Genomic DNA, 2,099 nt, shown 5'->3' with positions numbered 1-2,099 from the left:
CCCCAGGAGCCCCGCCCGGCGGAAGCCGGCATGTCAGACCCTCCGGTTATTCATATCCCCGTCGCGCACACGGGGGAGCAGGGCCTCCCAAGAGACTCGAGCTCTCCGTAGCGCCCTCACCGCACGGCCAAGGCCCGCCCTCCGTGTGTGCGACGCCAGTAGGGGCAATGAACAAGCGAGGGGGCATGGGCCCGCCTCGTGAAGAGGGGGACTTGGAGCGACCGCGTGGGGACGCGAGGCGCTCGACCGCAGGACCGGCGTGCCGAGAGGAGGCCCGCCCGACATTCTTGGATTCGCCATCCAGGCCGAGGGGGGAAGCCCGTCGTACGGGACTGAACCTCACGGAGGATGGCCGGTGCGCGCGAGGCAGGCAGCTCCTCAACCCCTCCCACTGCCCGCCTCGCGCGCTCCCGTAAACCTTCCCTTTGCTTGCCAAGGGCGTCCGCCGGAGACATACGGACACGCACGGTCGCGGCGCGCCCGGAGCCAGGGTGCTCGGGGCGCCATGACGGAATGCTCGGGCCCGGTCAGGCCCGGTGGCCCTCCGGCGACCCTCGTGAGCGATGGGACTCCGGTACGACGTCATCGTGGTGGGCCTGGGCCATGCCGGCAGCGAGGCGGCGCTCGCGTGCGCGCGGCTGGGCCTCTCGACGCTGGCCGTGACGCTCAAGCGCGAGCGCTCCGCGGTGATGAGCTGCAACCCCGCCGTGGGCGGCACCGCCAAGGGTCACCTGGTGCGCGAGCTGGACGCGCTCGGCGGACAGATGGGCCGCGTGGCGGACCTGGCCGGCACCCACTTCAAGATACTCAACGCCTCCAAGGGCCCCGCGGTCCAGGCCACGCGCATCCTCTGCGACCGCGAGCAGTACGCCGCGCTGATGCAGGACGTCCTCTTCCACACGCCGAACCTCACCGTGCGCGAGGGAGAAGTCTCCGCGCTGGTGACGGAGGCTGGCCGGGTGATGGGCGTGCGGATGGGCGACGGCACCGACGTGGCCGCGTCCGCGGTGGTGCTCACCACGGGCACCTTCCTCCAGGCGCTGATGCACGTGGGCGAGAAGAAGGAGGTCGGCGGACGGCTCGGGGACGACGCGGCCAGGGGCCTGTCGGATTCGCTGCGCGGCCTGGGCTTCACGCTGGGCCGCTTCAAGACGGGGACTCCGGCCAGGCTCGCTCGCGCGAGCATCGACTGGGACCGCGTGGAGCCGCAGCCCGGTGACTTCCCGCCGCGCCCGTTCTCCTGGCGCACGCGCGTGGAGCAGGCCTCGGGGGTGCCGTTCCCGCGGCAGCGCGAGGTGACGTGCGGCATGACGCAGACGACGCTCGAGACGCATCGGGTGCTGCGCGACAACCTGCACCGCTCGCCGCTGTACCAGGGGGAGATTGTCGGCCGGGGCCCGCGCTACTGCCCGTCGCTGGAGGACAAGGTGGTGCGCTTCGCGGACCGCCAGCGGCACCAGGTGTTCCTCGAGCCCGAGGGGCCGGACTCTCCACTCGTCTACCCGGCGGGGCTGTCCACCAGCCTGCCCGCGGACGTGCAGCTCGACTTCCTGCGCACCATCCCCGGCCTGGAGAAGGTGGAGGTCGTGCGCTTCGGCTACGCGGTGGAGTACGACTACTCGCCGCCCACGCAGCTGCACCCCACGCTGGAGACCAAGTCCGTCGCGGGCCTGTACTTCGCGGGGCAGCTCAACGGCACCTCCGGCTACGAGGAGGCCGCCTTCCAGGGCCTGTGGGCGGGGCTCAACGCGGCGCTGCGGGTGAAGGGCGAGCCGGCGCTCGTGCTCGGGCGCGACGAGGCGCACGGCGCGGTGCTGGTGGATGACCTGGTGACCAAGGGCGTGGACGAGCCGTTCCGCATGTTCACCAGCCGCTCCGAGCACCGGCTCAAGCTGCGCGAGGGCAACGCGGACCTGCGGCTGGCGCGTCACGGGCACCGCGTGGGGTTGTTGCCGCGCGAGGCGCTGGAGCGGGCCGAGGCACGGCAGCGCGCGGTGACGGAGGAAGTCACCCGGCTCAAGCGCACGGGCCTGGCGGCGAGGCTGAAGCGGCCCGAGGTGACGTACCTGGCGCTGGGGGAGGGGAGGGCGGACTGGCCC

Annotated in this window: 1 protein-coding gene; it reads left to right on the top strand. The window is 72.5% G+C overall.

Annotated elements, in window-relative coordinates; genetic code table 11:
• Positions 1–563: 563 nt before the first annotated feature.
• On the top strand, positions 564–2,099 hold a 1,536-nt coding region (gene mnmG, locus FL311_RS42770; protein ID WP_141333380.1), incomplete at its 3' end, for a tRNA uridine-5-carboxymethylaminomethyl(34) synthesis enzyme MnmG.

Source organism: Myxococcus sp. AB025B (assembly GCF_006518215.1).
Taxonomy (GTDB): domain Bacteria; phylum Myxococcota; class Myxococcia; order Myxococcales; family Myxococcaceae; genus Myxococcus; species Myxococcus fulvus.
Note: the sequence above shows the minus strand (reverse complement) of the source record. Positions and strands in the feature narration are given on the sequence as shown.